The following is a 16241-nucleotide window of genomic DNA, read 5'->3' as shown; positions in this document are numbered from 1 at the left end:
CGTTTCTCACGAGGAGGATCATTGTGCCGTTCAACCGCGGTGAGTGGTCGCCCGGGGCTGAAGGGGCTCAGGGTTTGGCGGGATCCCACAGGTCGAAGGCGTTGGGCTGGCCCGCGTTGAAGCGGCGGTCATCGTCATCGTAGAAGCCCTGGAACTCGGTGGGCAGGTACAGGTCGAAGATCTTGGCGGGGGTGCCGCCGGCGCCGGAGGCTTCCAGGATGGCGTTGGCGGCCTTGCGCGCGGCGGTGTTGGCGCCTTCCATGGTGGCCAGGTTGATGTCGGCGCGGACGTAGTCGGCGGCCAGGAACAGGTTGGGCAGGGCGGTGGTGGCCTCGGGGCGGGAGTTCCAGGAGCCGGGGGTGTTGATGAGCAGGGGCTCGTCGTCGGCGACCTGCGGGGTGCCGTTGCCGGTGATGGCCGGATCGATGAAGTAGGAGTGCAGGTTGAGGTCGTTCAGCAGCACCGGCCCCAGGGGGATGGACCGGCGCAGTTGCTCGACGACCTCGTGGAAGATCTGGTCGGAGGTGCAGTCGCGGGCGGCCTTGCCGTACAGGACGCCGGGGCGGTCCCAGGCCGACAGGTCGATCGACAGGCACTCGTTGACGGTGCCGTCGCCGTACGTGGTGCCGAACTTGTTCTTCCAGAACTGGGCCTGGCTGATGGAGGTCAGCGACCAGGGCTGCCCGGCGTAGGCGACGTGGCCGTTGGCCAGGTCGACCGGCTGCCGCAAGTAGATCATGATGCCGTTCATCCAGTCGGTGGTCAGGTTGCGCAGTGACTTCAGCGACGGGTCGGCGGCCAGGATGTCGTCGCCCAGGAGCGGGACGGCGCGTTCGATCGGCATGGCCAGCACGTAGTGGTCGGCCTGCACGGTGTCCGTGCCCGCGGGGCCGCTGACCTGGGCGCCGCTGACCTGCTTGTCCGTGACGGTGAGGCCGGTGAGGGTGGCGCCCTGCTGGAAGGTCACGCCGAGGGATCGCAGGTGGGTCATCCACGGGTCGATGAGCGCGTCGTTGGTGGGGGCGTTCAGCAGGCGGTCGGGCTGCTTGTAACCGCCCAGGCCGAGGGTGCTGTAGACCCACGCCTCGGCCATCAGTCCCATGGTGTGGGCGTTGGCCTTGTCGGGTTTGGCGGCCACCAGGGTGCCGGTGAACATCTGCACCAGGAGTTCCTGGTACTGCTTGGACATCTTCTCCGAGTGGACGAACTCGGAGAAGTTCATGTTCTCCCACTGCCGGTAGCGACGGAGCGGGCCGCTGGTGACGAACGCGATCATCTTCTGCAGGAAGTACGCCACCTCCCACGCCGGGACGGTCCCGACGACCGACACGGCGGTCTTCAGGAACGCCAGCAGCGAGTCGGGGCTCAGGGTGCCCTGGATGCTGCCGGCGGCGGGCAGGGTGAACTTGGTGCCGTTGTAGTAGGCGGCGACCTCCTTGCCCGCGACCAGGTTGTCGAAGGTGCTTCCGCCGCCGGGCAGCGGGATGCGGCTCATGGTGTCGGGCAGGTTCTGGTAGAAGCCGGGGAAGAAACGGAAGCCGTGCTCGCCGGGCAGGTCCTGGCGTCCGCCGCTGCCGGTGCCGGGGACGGGGATGCTGCGGCACTTACCGCCCCACGCCTTGCGTTCGTAGACGGTGACCTGGAAGCCGCGTTCCGCGAGCTCGTGCGCGACGGTCAGGCCGCCCATCCCGCCGCCGAACACCGCCACGCGGCGTCCGGCCTCCGCCGCACGGCGGGTGCGCGGTGCGCGTCGCGCGATCGGGGTGGCCGACGCGGGCTGACCGGAGCCGAGGATTCCGGCGGCGGCCACCGCCCCTGCCGCGGCGGCTCCGGTGACGAAAGCCCGGCGGTTGATGCCGTGTGTGCTGTCGGACGGACGGTTCTTCGACGGGGTCTGGTCGTCCACGACTGCTCCTCGACCGGAAGGAAATAACCGACACTGATGTCGGTTAGAGGGTCCCCACTATGAGCAGGACGCCGCAGGGCGTCAAGCCCCACGGCGTCTCGAATCTCATTCGGCCGATTGCGGCCGGACGCGGCTAGCCGTCCGTAGCGGCAGGCGGCGCGTGGCCCAGGCCCGTCCACAGCAGCCGCATCGCGCCTTCCACCAACGTCGATCTCGGCATGTCGGGGTGGCGTTCCCACCACTGCGCCACCCCGTCCAGGCCGGTGATGAGCAGCTCGACCATCGCCTCGGCGACCGGCTCGTACGGGTCGACGCCGACCGAACGCATGTCGCCCGCCAGCAGCGCGGTCACCGCCTGCGTGCGCGATTCGCGGATGCCCTGCCGGACGGTGCGGATCTCCGGATCGTCCTCGTCGGTGCGGTCGAACAGCAGGCGGCGGGCCTCAGGGCGGGTCTGCGCGAAGCCGAAGTAGGCGTCGATCGTCGAGCGCATCCGCTCCTCGGCCGGGCCCGAGCCGGTGATGCGCGAGCCGACGTACTCCACCAGCGCGGCGTTCTGCTCCTGCATCACCGCCAGCAGCAGCACCCGCTTGGAAGGGAAGTGGTCGTACAACACGGTGCGCGCCACCCCGGCCGCGGCGGCGATCTCACCCAAAGAGGTGCCGTGGTAGCCCTTGCCGGCGAAGACCTTCAGCGCGGCAGCGGTGATGACCGCCCGACGTGCCGGGGCGCGCATCCGCGTCTTGGGCGGAGTTTCCCCCATCGTCTTGACTCCCTCCGTCGGGTCCTTCACTCTAACCGACATAGATGTCGGCAATGACCGCGCTCCACCACCCATCTCACCCCACCGCAGGGAGCCGCGCATGGTGAGCAGCAACACCGGCCGCAGCCGGCCGTCGATCGCCATCGTCGGCAGCGGATTCAGCGGCATCGGCCTGGCCATCGCGCTGAAGCGGGCCGGTTTCACCGACCTCACCATCTACGACCGGGCCGACGACCTGGGCGGTGTCTGGCGCGACAACACCTATCCCGGGGCCGCCTGTGACGCCCCGTCCCATCTCTACAGCTACTCCTTCGAGCCCAAGCCCGACTGGACGCGCCGGTTCGCCGAGCAGCCCGAGATCCTGGACTACCTGCGGCACTGCGCCGCCGAGTACGGGCTGAGCGGGCACTTCCGGTTCCGCACCTCGATCACCGACGCCGAGTTCGACACCGCCTCCGGCCGGTGGCGGCTGCACACCGCAGGAGGCGAGACGCACCACCACGACCTGCTCGTGGCCGCCTGCGGACAACTCGGCAACCCCGCGATCCCCGAGCTGCCCGGACGCGGCGACTTCGCCGGCACCGCCTTCCACTCCGCCCGCTGGGACCACCGGCACGACTTCCGGGACGCACACGTCGCGGTCGTCGGCAACGGCGCCAGCGCGATCCAGTTCGTCCCGCGCATCGCCCCCGCCGCCGCGTCGCTGACGGTCTTCCAGCACGGGACCCACTGGATCAGTCCCAAGCCCGACCGCGTCTACCCCCGCTGGCGGCGCTCCCTCAACCGCCGGGTGCCCGCCGTCCAGCGCCTGTCGCGCCTGGGCGTCTTCCTGTGGTTCGAACTCGTGCTCAACCCGACCCTGGTCTCGTCGCACGGACGCCGCGTCCTTTCCCTCCCGGTGCGCGCCCTGTGCCGTCTGGCGCTGCGCGGCGTGCGCGACCCGCGCCTGCGCGCCCGTCTCACGCCTCCCCACGAACCCGGGTGCAAGCGCATCCTCACCTCAGGCGACTACTACGAAGCCCTCAACCGGCCCAACGTCGACGTCGTCGACAGCCCCATCACCCAGATCACCCGGGACGGCGTCCGTACCGCCGACAGCGACCACCACCCGGTCGACACCATCATCTGGGCCACCGGTTTCCGCTCCCAGGACTTCGTCGCCCCGATGCGCGTCGTCGGCGCCCACGGCATCGAACTGGGCGCCGCCTGGAAGGACGGCGCGCGCGCCTACCTCGGCATGGCCGTGCCCGGCTTCCCCAACTTCTTCCTGATGTACGGGCCCAACACCAACGTCGGCTCCGGCTCCATCGTCCACATGCTGGAGAGCCAGGCGTCCTACATCGTCCAGGCCGCGCGGCTGCTCGCATCCGGCGTCCGCAGCCTCGACGTCCGGGAGGACGTCCTGGACCGGTTCGACACCGCGACCCAGCGGCGGCTGAGCACCTCGGTGTGGAACCAGGGCGGCTGCGACAGCTGGTATCTGGACACCGACCGCCGCAACACCAACAACTGGCCCGGGTTCATGACCGGCTACCGGCTGCGCACCCGCCGACTCGCGCCGTCCGACTACCACCTCCAGCGCTGACGCCGAGCGCGGGAGGTCAGCGCCGGATCCGCCACAGGCCGACGATCCCCTTCGGCCCGGTGGATCCGATCGCGAGAATCCCTCCGGCGGCCAGATAGCGCCCATCCGGACTGAACGCCACCGAGTGGATCACGTGATCCTTGATCTCCAACGGCCGCCCGGTCTGCCGGCCCGCCGCGACACTCCACAACCGCACCGCCTCGTCGTTCCCGGCGGAGGCCAGCGTCCGGCCGTCCGGGCTGAACGCCAACCCGAACGCCCCGACACCGAGTGGCGCGCTGGCCTGCTGTTCGGTTGCGACGTTCCACAACCGGAGATCCCGGTCGCTCGACGTGGCCAGCATCCGGCCGTCGGGACTGAACGCGACCGCCTCCACCCAGGAGGTGAAGCCTCCGAGCGGAGATCCGGCCTGATGGCGGGTGGCCACGTCCCACAGTTGGACGACGCCTTCGGAGTTGCCGGTCTGCAGGTTGTCCTTGGTTCCGGTGGTGCCGGTGGCCAGTGTCCTACCGTCCGGGCTGAACGTGAGCGCCTCGACCCCGCCGGTCGTCGTGTCGAAGGCACCGGTCAGTTTGCGCCCAGGCAGGTCGATCAGCGCGACCACGGACTCGGCGCTGACGGCGAGGGTGCGCCCGTCCGGGCTGAGCGCCATGTGGTCGCCGGAGCTGATCGTGTGGCCCATCATGGCGAGCTTGTCCACCGGAATGTGCAGTTCGTCGGTCTGCCGTCGACCGGCGACGTCCCAGATCTGGGCGGCGCCGTTGTTCGCGACGCTCACCAGTGTCCGCCCGTCCGCGGTGAACGCCGCACCGATCACCTTGTCCGGCGTGGTGAGCGGGCCCCCGGCCTGCTGCCGGCTGGTGACGTCCCACAACCGTACGGTCTTGTCGTCGCTCGCCGACGCCACCGTACGGCCGTCCGGGCTGAACACCACCGTATTCAGCCGGTCGGTGTGCCCGCTCAGCATCCACCCTGGGACGGCCGGGGCCGCCGCCGGTTTCGGCCGCGTGGGCGCCGCCCGCCACGGCCCCCACACGACGAGCCCGGTCGCCATCGCCACCGCGACCGCTCCGGCCGCTGCGGCGAGGACGACGCGCCGCCGCGCTCGGCCCCCGAATGCCCGAACGACTCTGGCCACACCGCCTTCGCCGAGATCGGCGCGGGTCGGCCCCGCGATGGTGGGCAGGTCGGGTCCGGCCGGTCGAACCAGTCCGGCGATCTCGGCCTGCTGCCGGTCGACCATGACGTACACCGAGTCCGGCCATGGCCGGATGGACGCGGGTACCGGCCCGATGGCGTGCACCACCTGTTGCGCCGTCGGCCGGGCACCCGGATGCCGCGCCAGGCAGTCTCCGATGATCGGCCGCAGGCGACCCGGAACCGTGCCGAGCTCCGGCCCACCGTTCAGGATCCGATGGATCGTCTCGACCGCGTTCGGCGCGGGGAACGGGCCGACGCCGGAACAGGCGAAGGCGAGCACCGCGCCGAGCTGGAACACGTCGCTCGCCGGTGTGAGCGCGTGACCCGCGGCCTGTTCGGGCGACATGAACGCCGATGCCGCGTCCAGCCACTCGGTCCGGCTCAGTTCGGTTCCGCCCACGACGTCGGTGGCGCGGGCCACGGCGGCGTCGACCAGCCGGAGCCCGTCGGGCGCGAGAAGCACGTTCGCCGGACCGAGGTCGCCGTGCGTGATCCCGACGTGATGCATGGCGGCGAGGGCGGTGGCCAGCCCTGCGGCCAGCCGCCGCACCATTTCCTCGGGCAGAGGGCCGATCTCGCCGACGACCGCGTCCAACGGCGGGCCGGGGATGAACTCGGTCGCCAGCCACGGAGGGTCGGCCTGCGGGTCGGCGTCGACCACGGCCGCCGTGTGTGCGACGGGAAGCCGCCGGGCGGTCTCGATCGCCTGCCGGAACCGGATCCGGAACGTCGGCTCGGCGGTCAACTCCGGCCACGGTTGTTTGATCGCGACCAACCGGCCGTCCGGCGCGGCGCCGAGCACGGTGCGGCCGGTGCTGCCGCCGCCGAGTTCGGTGAGCACCCGGTACCGGCCGATCCGGGTCGGCAGCACGAGCGTCGTCATGCCATGCTCCACAGCCATGCGGCCTGGTCGCTGCTTCCGGCGGCGAGCGTGCGACCGTCAGGGCTGAAGACCACGCTGGTCACCCCTTTGGTGGGGCCGATGAGCGGCTGTCCGATCTGCTTGCGGGTGGCCACGTCCCACAGCCGGGTGGTCTGGTCGTCGCCGCCGCTGGCGAGGGTGCGGCCGTCCGGGCTGAACGCCACGGCCTCGATGGAGCTGGTGTGGCCGACGAGCGGCTGGCCGATCGGCTGGTGGGTCGCGGCGTCCCAGAGCCGCACCGCGTTGTCCTGGCCGCACGAGGCCACGACCCGGCCGTCCGGGCTGAAGGCGATGTCGCTTACGGAGTACTCCCCGATGGCGATCGGCTGCCCGATCTGGTGCCGATCGTTCACCGCCCAGAACTGGATCTGCGTCTTCGTGGGCCAGTTGGCGGTGACCAGCGTTCCCCCGTTCGGGCTGAACACCACCCGCCGGAATCCCAGAACGTTGCTGCTCCTGATCGGGGCCCCGTTCCGGTCCAGGCCAGGGCTGTTCCACAGCAGCGCGACCGATTGATCCGTGAGGTCCGAGCCGCCTCCCGCGGTGGCCAGCAGGCGACCGTCCGGGCTGAACGCCACATCGCTGATCGGAAACGCGCGCTCCGAGGTCTCGCCGACCTTCCGCCGGCCGGCCACGTCCCACAGCCGGGCCGCGCCGTCGCCTCCTCCGGTCACCAGGAGGCGGCCGTCCGGACTGAAGGCCAGTCCGTCCACGCTCTTCCCCGAGGTCGAATCGGTGGAGACGACCAACGGCCGGCCGATCAGCTGGTGCGAACTCACGCTCCACAGCCGTACGGTGCCGTCGTTGCTCGCGGTGGCGAGCGTGTGGCCGTCGGGGCTGAAGGCGACCCTGGTCAGCGGCCCGAGGTGCCCGGTCAGGATGACCGGGGGCTTCGCCGGCGCCGTCGCGATCTTCGCTTTTGGCGATTTCGAGCCGCCGCCGCCCAGTGCCCACGCCGTGGTGCCGGTGAGGGCCCCGGCGCCGGCCAACGCGCCGCCGGCGAAGAGCAAGGACCGGCGGGAGAGCCGCAGAGTGACCGGTTTCGGGACACGCGGCGCGCCGAGGGCTCGGTCCACCTCGGCCTGCTGGGCCTCGATGAGGCGGTGCACCGCGTCCGGCCAGGCCCGGGTGGAGGCGGGGACGTTGCCGATCGCCGAGAGCAGCTGCGCCGGTGTGGGGCGTGCGGCCGGATCCTTGGCCAGGCACGATGCGATCAGGCCCCGCAGCTCCGGCGGGATCATGCTGAGGTCCGGCTCGTGATGCACCACTCTGTACAACGTCTGCGGGGTGGCGGCGCCGACGAACGGGCTCGCGCCTGTGCACGCACTGGCCAGGACGGAGCCGAGCGAGAACACGTCGGTGGCCGGGGTCAGTGAGCGAAGCTGGGCCTGTTCCGGCGACATGAACGACGGCGAGCCGACCAGCCACCCGGTGCGGGTGTCGTCCCCCTCGACTTCGGTCGCGCGGGCGATGCCGAAGTCGATCACACGCGGCCCGTCCGCGGCCAGCAGCACGTTCGACGGCTTCAGGTCGCGGTGGATCAGTCCGGTCCCATGGATGGCGACCAGGGCGGCGGCCAGCCCCGCGGCCAGCCGCCGGAGTGCCTCCAGATCGAGCGCGGCCTGCTTCGTCACGTCGCGGGGCGACGGACCGGGAACGAACACCGACGCCAGCCACGGCGTCGGCGCCTCGGTGTCCGCGTCCACCACCGCGGCCGTGTACGCCCCGGACACCTTGCGGGATGCCGCGACCTCTCGCCGGAACCGTGCCCGGAACCCGCCGTCGCGGGCGAACTCCGGCCGGATCTGCTTGATCGCGACGAGTCGGCCATCAGGGGATCCGCCCAGCAGCACTCGCCCCATGCCGCCGCTGCCCAGCTCAGCGACCGTGCGATACGGGCCGATCTGGAGGGGGTCAGCGGGCTCGAGTGGCTTCAGAACGACCTCCGCGTTCGTTGCGTAGCCCAGAGCCTACAAACAAACATGACTGTCTTCCAGAGATCACCGAAGCGGCGTGACTCAGAACACGTACGAAACCGTTTCGTTTCTCTGACTCTCGGGGTATCTTCATGGACATACGAAACGGTGCCCTGCGGAGCTGAAAGGTGAGTGGCATGACTGAGGTCGCAACGCCGCGTCGCAGTCGGATCACGCCCGAGCGCGAGGCCGAGCTGTACGAGGCCGTGCTCGATCTGCTCCGTGAAGTCGGCTATGACTCGCTCACCATGGACACCGTGGCCGCGCGCACCCGGTCCAGCAAGGCGACGCTCTACCGCCAGTGGGGCGGCAAGGCCGAGCTGGTCGCCAAGGCGATACGCCACGGAAAGCCGGGCAGCGCTGCCGACGTCGACACCGGGTCGCTGCGGGGCGACCTGCACGCCCTCATAGCCCACGAGGACGACCCCGCCATGGAACAGGCCTCCTCGCTGATGCGCGGTCTGGCCATGGCGATACACCACAACGCGGACCTCAGGAAGGCGTTCCGGGAGCAGCTCATCGAACCGGAGATGGCCGAGTTCCGAAGAGTGTTTCAGCGCGCCGTCGACCGCGGCGAGGTCCGCGCGGACAACCCCGCGCTGGAATACATGGTGCACATGATGATCGGCGCGTTCGCCGCCCGTAACTTGATCGACGACGAGCCGCCGACGCAGGCGTTCCTCCATTCTTACCTCGACGCTGTGGTCCTCCCGGCTCTCGGCGCCTGACCCTTCCCTCTCACAAGTCCTCTACCTGACACGGCCGCTCACGTCGTCGGGCGGTCCGCCATGCCCTGAACCAACCGGGGGTACATCTCCGTGGCCACTTTCCTTTATAGACTCGGCCGATTCGCCTTCCGGCGACGGCACTTCGTCGCACTCGTCTGGGTGTTGCTGCTGACCGTCGTCGGCGTCGCGGCGGCCAACGCCCCCGCCGCGGGCGGATCGTCCTTCTCGATCCCCGGCACCGAGGCCCAGAAGGCCTTCGACCTACTGAACGAGCGCTTCCCCGGCATGAGCGCGGACGGAGCGACGGCGCGCGTCGTCTTCAAGGCCCCTGCGGGCGAGAAGATCACGAACGCCGCGAACAAGGCGACCGTCGAGCAGACCGTCAAGGAACTCCGCGCGGGCGCCGAGGTCGGCGCCGTCACCGACCCGTTCACCTCCCGCGCGGTGAGCCAGGACCGGACGATCGCGTACGCGCAGGTGAAGTACACGGTCCCGTCCATGACGATGAAGGGCTCGACCAAGGACTTCCTGAAGAAGACCGTGGACGAGCCCCGGCACGCCGGGCTGACCGTCGAGGTCGGCGGGGACGCGCTCCAGGCGACGCCCGAGACGGGCGCGGGAGAGGTCGTCGGCGTCGCCATCGCGGCGGTCGTGCTCATCGTCACCCTGGGCTCACTGGTCGCGGCCGGGCTGCCGTTGCTGACCGCGCTCATCGGCGTGGGTATCGGCGTCTCCGGCATCACGGCTCTGGCCAAGGCGCTCGACCTGGGCTCCACCACGTCCATCCTGGCCATGATGATCGGCCTCGCCGTCGGCATCGACTACGCCCTGTTCATCGTCTCCCGCTACCGGGCCGAACTGGCCGAGGGTCGCGAGCGTGATGAGGCGGTCGGACGGGCCGCCGGCACCGCGGGCTCGGCGGTGGTCTTCGCCGGGCTGACGGTCGTGATCGCGCTCGTCGGCCTCGCGGTCGTCAACGTCCCGATGCTGACCAAGATGGGCATCGCGGCGGCGGGCACGGTCGCGATCGCGGTGCTGATCGCGCTGACGATGATCCCGGCACTGCTCGGATACGCGGGCCGCAGGATCCAGCCCGCGGGCAAGAAGAGCAGGCTGCTGGGCGGCAAGAAGTCCAAGCACTCCGCAGGAGCCGAGGCCAAGCCCAACATGGGCACCCGCTGGGCGACCTTCATCGTCCGCCGCCCGGCCGCCGTCCTGCTGCTCTGCATGGTCGGCCTGGGCGTGGCTGCCGCCCCGGTGAGCGGGCTGAAACTCGGGCTGGGCGACGATGGCACACAGCCGACGTCCACGACCCAGCGGCGGGCGTACGACCTGCTCTCGGAGGGCTTCGGACCCGGCTTCAACGGCCCGCTGATGGTCGTCGTCGACGCGAAGGCCAGCAGCGACCCGAAGGCGGCCGCCGCCACGGTGACCGACGACATCAAGGGACTCACGGACGTCGCGACGGTCACGCCGGCGGTGTTCAACAAGGCCGGCGACACGGCGACGATCACCGTCATACCGGCCTCGAAGCCGTCCTCGACGCAGACCGAGGACCTGGTGCACGCCATCCGTGACAAGGCCGACGGTGTGCGGGCCGACACGAACGCGCGCATGCTGGTCACCGGCACGACGGCGATGAACATCGACTTCTCGCAGAAGCTGTCCGACGCGCTGATCCCGTACCTGTGCCTGGTGGTCGGCCTCGCCTTCCTGCTCCTGATGGTGGTCTTCCGCTCGATCCTGGTCCCGCTGAAGGCGGCGCTGGGCTTCCTGCTGTCGGTGCTGGCGGCGCTGGGTGCCGTGGTCGCGGTCTTCCAGTGGGGCTGGCTGGCCGATCTACTCGGCGTCCAGCAGACCGGGCCGATCATGTCGATGATGCCGATCTTCATGATCGGGGTGGTCTTCGGTCTGGCCATGGACTACGAGGTGTTCCTCGTCACCCGGATGCGCGAGGCGTACGTCCACGGTGAGCAGCCCAAGCAGGCCGTGGTGACCGGCTTCAAGCACGGCGCCCGGGTGGTCACGGCCGCCGCGATCATCATGATCGCCGTCTTCTCCGGCTTCATCACCTCCAGCGAGTCCATGATCAAGATGATGGGCTTCGGCCTGGCGATCGCGGTGTTCTTCGACGCGTTCATCGTCCGGATGGCCATCGTCCCGGCGGTCCTGGCCCTGCTGGGCAAGGCGGCCTGGTGGCTCCCGAAGTGGCTGGACCGCATCCTGCCCAACGTGGACGTGGAGGGCGAGGGCCTGCGTGCGCGGTCCGAGGACAGGAGCGAGCTCTCGGAGATCCCGCTCGCCGAGCCGCAGCCCGTACGGGAACCGGTGCTGGTCGGCGCCGGCGCCCCGCAAGCGCCGGCCTACGCCTCGCAGGCCCAGGCCTACGCCCCGCAGGCCCAGGCCGGTGCCCTGCAGGCTCAGGCACAGCCGTTGGCCGCGTACGCCTCAGCGGGCGGCGGGGACGCCGTCCCGGCGTCGGGCGGGCCGTCCATCGGCGGTCAGGTGCGCGGTTCGGAGGGCGCGGGCGTCGGCGGAGCCACGCTGACGCTCGTCTCCCTCACCGGGCACCAGCTCGGCCGAGCCGTCGCCCGGACCGACGGCCGGTACAGCCTCGACGCGCCGGGCTCCGGCTCGTACATCCTGATCGCGGTCGCCGACGGCCACCAGCCGCAGGCGTCCACCGTGATGGTCTCCGACAGTGCGGAGCCGGTGACCTACGATGTGCTGCTCGCCGGGACCAGTGGGCTGGCCGGCACCGTGACCGACGCGAGCAGGCACCTGCCGATCGAGGGCGCGATGGTCGCGGTGACCGATGTGCTCGGCGAGGTGGTCGCGAGGGCCGAGTCCGACCGCAGGGGCACCTTCCTGATCACCGACCTGCCCGCGGGTGACGTCACCGTCGCCGTCAACGCGGCCGGCCACCGGCCCACCGCGCTGCCGGTCGTGATCTCCGGTGCGGGGATGACCCGGCTGGAGGTCGTCCTCCGGTCCGGTGTTCAACTGCAGGGCGTCGTACGGGCCGGGGCCGAACAGAATCCGCTGCCGGACGCCCGGGTCACCCTGGTCGACGCGGCCGGCAACGTGGTCGCCACCGCCACCACCGGGTCGGACGGCGCGTACGCCTTCGCCGACCTGGACGCGGGCGACTACCTGCTGATCGCCGGCGGCTACCCGCCGATCGCCACCGCGCTCACCGTCGACGGCAAGGGGGCGGACGGCTTCGACCTGGAGCTGAGCCATCCCGAACGGTGACACACGGCCGCCGGTCCGTACGGCAGGGAGAACGTACGGGCCGGCGGCAGGGGCCCGGCCGGACCGGCCTCGGCAGGGGGTCCTGGCCGAGGCCGCCCCGGCCGGGCCCACATCGCAGGACTTCGAGGGGAGAACCACCATGAGCACCACCGGAACGGGCGGTCTGCGGGCCCGCGTCCGTACCAAGGACGGCTGGGCCGTCCCGCACGCCGCGCTGACCGTCACCGACATGACGGGGCAGCAGGTGCTGCGCGAGACGGCGTCCGAGGAAGGCGTCGTCAGGACCGACCCTCTGGCACCCGGCACGTACACGGTGATCGTCACCGCCATCGGGTACAGCCCGGCCGCCTCCACCGCCCTCGTGACCGCCTCGGGCGCCGATCTCGGCTCCCTCACCCTGGCCCGCGCCGGTGGCGTCGACCTCCCGCCGCCCGGCCCCTGGACGATCGACCCGGCCCACTCCGCCGTACGCGCGGTCGCCCAGCACCTGGGACTGACCAGCGTGCACGGCCGGTTCATGGAATTCGGCGGCCGGATCGAGATCGCCGAGAACCCGCCGGCGTCCAGCGTTGAGGCGGTCATCGAAGCCGCCTCGATCGACACGGGCAACCGGATGCGCGACGGCCACCTGCGCTCGCCGGACTTCCTCGACGTCGACGTCCATCCCAAGATCACCTACCGCAGTACCGGCATCACCCCGGCGGTCGGCGAGGCCCGCTGGACGGTCCACGGCGAACTCGCCCTGCACGGCGTCGTCCGCTCCGTCGACCTGGACCTGTCCTACCTCGGCACCGGCCCTGACCCGTGGGGCGGGATGCGGATCTCGTTCCGCGGCACCACCGAACTGCGGCGCGAGGACTTCGCCATGAACTACAACCAGGTCGTCCAAGCCGGGATCGCCGCCGTCGGCACGACCCTGCGCGTGGAACTCGACATCCAGGCCGTCCAGGGCGAACAGCTGCCACCCGCCGCTTAGAGCCGGTCAGACCCGGAATCGCCTGGGACCCGGACGCCGCGGCGTCCGGGTCCCAGGCGATTCCGACGACGAAGGCCACCGCGGCCGGGAATCAGCGCGGTGGCCTTCGCCCGAGGACGTCCTCGGGGAACAGGGACCCATCCCGCAGGGATGGGTCCCATTGAGTTGTCGCCCAGACCGAGGCTTACGCCTCCTCGTGGCCCAGCACGATGTCGACACCGTCCTGGCCGCTGCTCAGCGTGATCGGTGTGGCCACCGGCGGGTAGCCGCTGGCGATCACGGTGTACTGCTCGCTGGACAGGTCGGTGAAGGAGTAGCTCCCGTCGTCTCCGGTGGTGCGCGTCCCGACGACGTTGCCCGCGGCGTCCAGCAGGGTGACGCGGGCGTCGTCCAGAGCACGGCCGTCCCGGGTGTGCACCGTCCCTCGCAGGCTCGCCGCGCCGAGAAGCTCGATGTCGCAGCGGGTCAGCTCGGCGGAGACGGTCGCCGGCTCGGCGGCCGGGCGGTGGCCCGGCGCGCTGACGGTGACCGTGTAGTCGCCCGGCAGCAGGTCATCGATCCGGTAGCCGCCGTCGCTTCCGGTGACGACGGAGGCCGCCACCTCACCGCGCTGGTCGGTGGCCACCACCACGGCACCGGGCACGGCACCGCCGTCCCCGCCGCGAACCGTACCGGCCACGCCGCCCGTGTTGGCGAGCATCACGAGATCGTAGGAGATCGGTGCGCCGGTCACGGTCAGGGTGGCGACCTGTGGCTGGTGACCGGGCGCCGAGCCGATGAGGACGAGGGCGCCGCGCTCGAAGGTGTCCACCGCGTACGAGCCGTCCTCACGCGAGGTGGCGCGGGCGAGTTGGTGGCCCGCCGAGTCGAGCAGGGTGATCGCGGTGCGCGGCACAGGCGCGCCCGCGCCGTCCCTTACCCGGCCGCGGATGATGCCCGCTCCGGCCGTGTCCGGGCGCGCGGGCACGGGGGCGGCCTCCGTGGGGGCCGTGGCGTGGGTCGTGGCCTGAGCCGGGGAGTCCTGCGCGACTGCCGCTCTGGCCCGGATGCTCTTCTTGCGGCGGAAGAGCAGCACCGTGACGAGCACGGCGAAGGCGAAGAAGCCGGCCGACCACCAGTAGGCGGTGGAGAAGCTGTGCAACGCCGCGTTCGCCTTGACCTGCGGGTCGGTCAGATGGTGCTTCGCGTAGCGGGTGGCGGCGCTGGTGGCCAGGGTGTTGAGCAGCGCGGTGCTGACCGAGCCGCCCACCTGCTGTGTGGTGTTGACGGTCGCCGAGGCCACGCCCTGGTCGCTCGCCTGCACGCCCAGGGTGGCGTAGCTCATGGCCGCGGGCATCGCCAGCCCGATACCCCCGCCCATCAGCAGCAGCGGCGGAAGCACGTGCTTCACGTAGCTGCTGTCCAGGCCGAGACGGGTCAGCAAGACCATGCCGCTCGCGGCCAGCAGCAGGCCGATGGGCACGACCACCTTGGGGCCGATCTTCGGCACCAGCAGGTTGACCGACAGCTGCGCCATCACCATCAGCGCACCCACCATCGGCAGGAAGGCCAGGCCGTTCTTGACCGGCGAGTACCCCAGAGTCCCCTGCAGGTAATAGGTGAGGAAGAGGAACACGCCGAACATCCCGGCGGACGAGATGAGCACCGTCGACAGGGCACCGGCGCGGTTGCGGTCCGCCAGCACGCGCAGCGGCAGCACGGGATGCTTCGCCCAGCGCTGCCAGAGGAAGAACGCCAGGAGGAACACGCCGCCACCGGCGAGGAAGCCCCAGGTCATCCAGTTGCGCCAGCCGTGTGTGTCCGCGTTGGCGAAGCCGTAGACGATGCCGAACAGACCGCCGGAGACCAGGACGACGCCGAGGACGTCCAGCTTCGGCCGCTGGGTCGGGACGGAACGGCGGATGAAGGCGATCGCACCGATCAGCGCGAGGACCGCGATGATGTCGTTGACGTACAGCGTCCAGCGCCAGTTCAGGTACTCGGTGAGCAGGCCACCGAGGACCAGGCCGACGGCGGCGCCGGAGCCGGCGATGGCGCCGTAGATTCCGAACGCCCTGGCGCGTTCCTTGACGTCGGTGAACGTCGTGGTGAGCAGGGAGAGCGCCGCCGGAGCCAGCAGAGCACCGAACAGGCCCTGCACCGCGCGCGCGACGACCAGCATGGTGAAGCCGTTGGCCGCGCCGCCGAGCGCCGAGGCGCCGGCGAAGCCGATGATGCCGATGATGAAGGTCGTCCTGCGGCCGAAGAGGTCGGCGAGCCGCCCGCCGAGCAGCAGCAGGCTGCCGAAGGCCAGGGAGTACGCGGTGACGATCCACTGCCGCCCGTTGTTGTCGAACACCAGGGCTTTCTGGGCGGACGGCAGTGCGATGTTCACGATCGTCGCGTCGAGCACCACCATCAACTGGGCCAGGCCTATGACGGCCAGCACCCACCAGCGGTGCTTCGCGTGCGGGTGCGTCTGGCCGGACGGCCTGGCCAAGGCCGCGTCGACCTGCGTGGATGACATGGGCTCCCCCCGGATGGCTCAGTTATGCGCCAGTATCGATGTGATCCGAAACGGTTTCGTACCGTAACGCTAGGTCACCCCAGATGCGAAACGCAATCGTTTCGATCGCCGTCGCGCCGTTTGTGGTGCAGGTCACGCGACTGCGACGGACAGCGGCGAGCCCATGGGCCGCGATGGGACGCGGCGCAGCCAAGGTCGCTTCAGGTGCGGGGGTCCGACCAGTCCGGCGCCTCGAACTTCGCATAGCGCGATTTCCTTATAAAAAAGAGATCGTTTACCAATCATATACCGCGAGCCGCAAAACCATCCGCGACAGGTAGCAAGAGATTTGACTTTAGACGTTATGTCCAGAATTTCACGAAACGCGACAATTGCCCAGCTAGAGAAATCAGAGGAAGCATGAGACTCGTCACCCACACACGCG

General features: G+C 70.4%; 9 protein-coding genes. 4 read left to right on the top strand and 5 right to left on the bottom strand.

What is annotated here, in order from left to right; genetic code table 11:
• Positions 1–67: 67 nt before the first annotated feature.
• Entirely contained in the window at positions 68–1906 is a 1839-nt protein-coding gene (locus ACQP2O_RS02910) for a hydroxysqualene dehydroxylase (protein WP_433179641.1), read from the bottom strand.
• A gap of 133 nt (positions 1907–2039) precedes the next feature.
• Entirely contained in the window at positions 2040–2669 is a 630-nt protein-coding gene (locus ACQP2O_RS02905) for a TetR/AcrR family transcriptional regulator (RefSeq protein ID WP_433179640.1), read from the bottom strand.
• A 100-nt stretch (positions 2670–2769) separates the two neighbouring features.
• Here ACQP2O_RS02905 and ACQP2O_RS02900 point away from each other — a divergent pair, with 100 nt between their 5' ends.
• Entirely contained in the window at positions 2770–4254 is a 1485-nt protein-coding gene (locus ACQP2O_RS02900) for a flavin-containing monooxygenase (protein ID WP_433179639.1), read from the top strand.
• 16 nt (positions 4255–4270) lie between these two features.
• Here ACQP2O_RS02900 and ACQP2O_RS02895 read toward each other — a convergent pair whose 3' ends face one another.
• Together ACQP2O_RS02895 and ACQP2O_RS02890 are read right to left on the bottom strand one after the other, a co-directional pair.
• The gene (locus ACQP2O_RS02895) at positions 4271–6337 is read right to left on the bottom strand and encodes a protein kinase domain-containing protein (RefSeq protein WP_433179638.1); all 2067 of its coding nucleotides are present in this window, start codon (positions 6335–6337) and stop codon (positions 4271–4273) included.
• Positions 6334–8280 carry a WD40 repeat domain-containing serine/threonine protein kinase gene (locus ACQP2O_RS02890; RefSeq protein WP_433190914.1) on the bottom strand — a complete coding sequence of 649 codons (1947 nt, stop codon included), beginning with the start codon at positions 8278–8280 and terminating at the stop codon, positions 6334–6336. The genes ACQP2O_RS02895 and ACQP2O_RS02890 overlap by 4 nt, the downstream gene beginning before the upstream one ends.
• 209 nt (positions 8281–8489) lie before the next feature.
• Here ACQP2O_RS02890 and ACQP2O_RS02885 point away from each other — a divergent pair, with 209 nt between their 5' ends.
• The 3 genes from ACQP2O_RS02885 to ACQP2O_RS02875 all read left to right on the top strand — a co-directional run bounded on the left by ACQP2O_RS02885 (position 8490) and on the right by ACQP2O_RS02875 (position 13311).
• Positions 8490–9080, top strand: coding sequence for a TetR/AcrR family transcriptional regulator (locus ACQP2O_RS02885; RefSeq protein WP_360898177.1), 591 nt, complete (start codon positions 8490–8492; stop codon positions 9078–9080).
• 90 nt (positions 9081–9170) lie between these two features.
• A complete protein-coding gene (locus ACQP2O_RS02880; protein ID WP_433179637.1) occupies positions 9171–12335 on the top strand; it encodes an MMPL family transporter in 3165 nt (1054 codons plus the stop codon).
• A 139-nt stretch (positions 12336–12474) separates the two neighbouring features.
• On the top strand, positions 12475–13311 hold the full coding sequence (locus ACQP2O_RS02875) for a YceI family protein (RefSeq protein WP_433179636.1): 837 nt from the start codon (positions 12475–12477) through the stop codon (positions 13309–13311).
• Between the two features lie 184 nt (positions 13312–13495).
• Here ACQP2O_RS02875 and ACQP2O_RS02870 read toward each other — a convergent pair whose 3' ends face one another.
• A complete protein-coding gene (locus tag ACQP2O_RS02870) occupies positions 13496–15817 on the bottom strand; it encodes an MFS transporter (protein ID WP_433179635.1) in 2322 nt (773 codons plus the stop codon).
• Positions 15818–16241 lie beyond the last annotated feature (424 nt).

This window comes from Actinoallomurus sp. CA-150999, assembly GCF_050942425.1.
Lineage (GTDB): Bacteria > Actinomycetota > Actinomycetes > Streptosporangiales > Streptosporangiaceae > Actinoallomurus.
Note: the sequence above shows the minus strand (reverse complement) of the source record. Positions and strands in the feature narration are given on the sequence as shown.

Bases quoted from the DNA above. Each gene is read 5' to 3' on its own strand.
- ACQP2O_RS02895 (WP_433179638.1), bottom strand. From the start codon at position 6,337: ATGACGACGCTCGTGCTGCCGACCCGGATCGGCCGGTACCGGGTGCTC.
- ACQP2O_RS02875 (WP_433179636.1), top strand. From the start codon at position 12,475: ATGAGCACCACCGGAACGGGCGGTCTGCGGGCCCGCGTCCGTACCAAG.
- ACQP2O_RS02900 (WP_433179639.1), top strand. From the start codon at position 2,770: ATGGTGAGCAGCAACACCGGCCGCAGCCGGCCGTCGATCGCCATCGTC.
- ACQP2O_RS02905 (WP_433179640.1), bottom strand. From the start codon at position 2,669: ATGGGGGAAACTCCGCCCAAGACGCGGATGCGCGCCCCGGCACGTCGG.
- ACQP2O_RS02870 (WP_433179635.1), bottom strand. From the start codon at position 15,817: ATGTCATCCACGCAGGTCGACGCGGCCTTGGCCAGGCCGTCCGGCCAG.
- ACQP2O_RS02885 (WP_360898177.1), top strand. From the start codon at position 8,490: ATGACTGAGGTCGCAACGCCGCGTCGCAGTCGGATCACGCCCGAGCGC.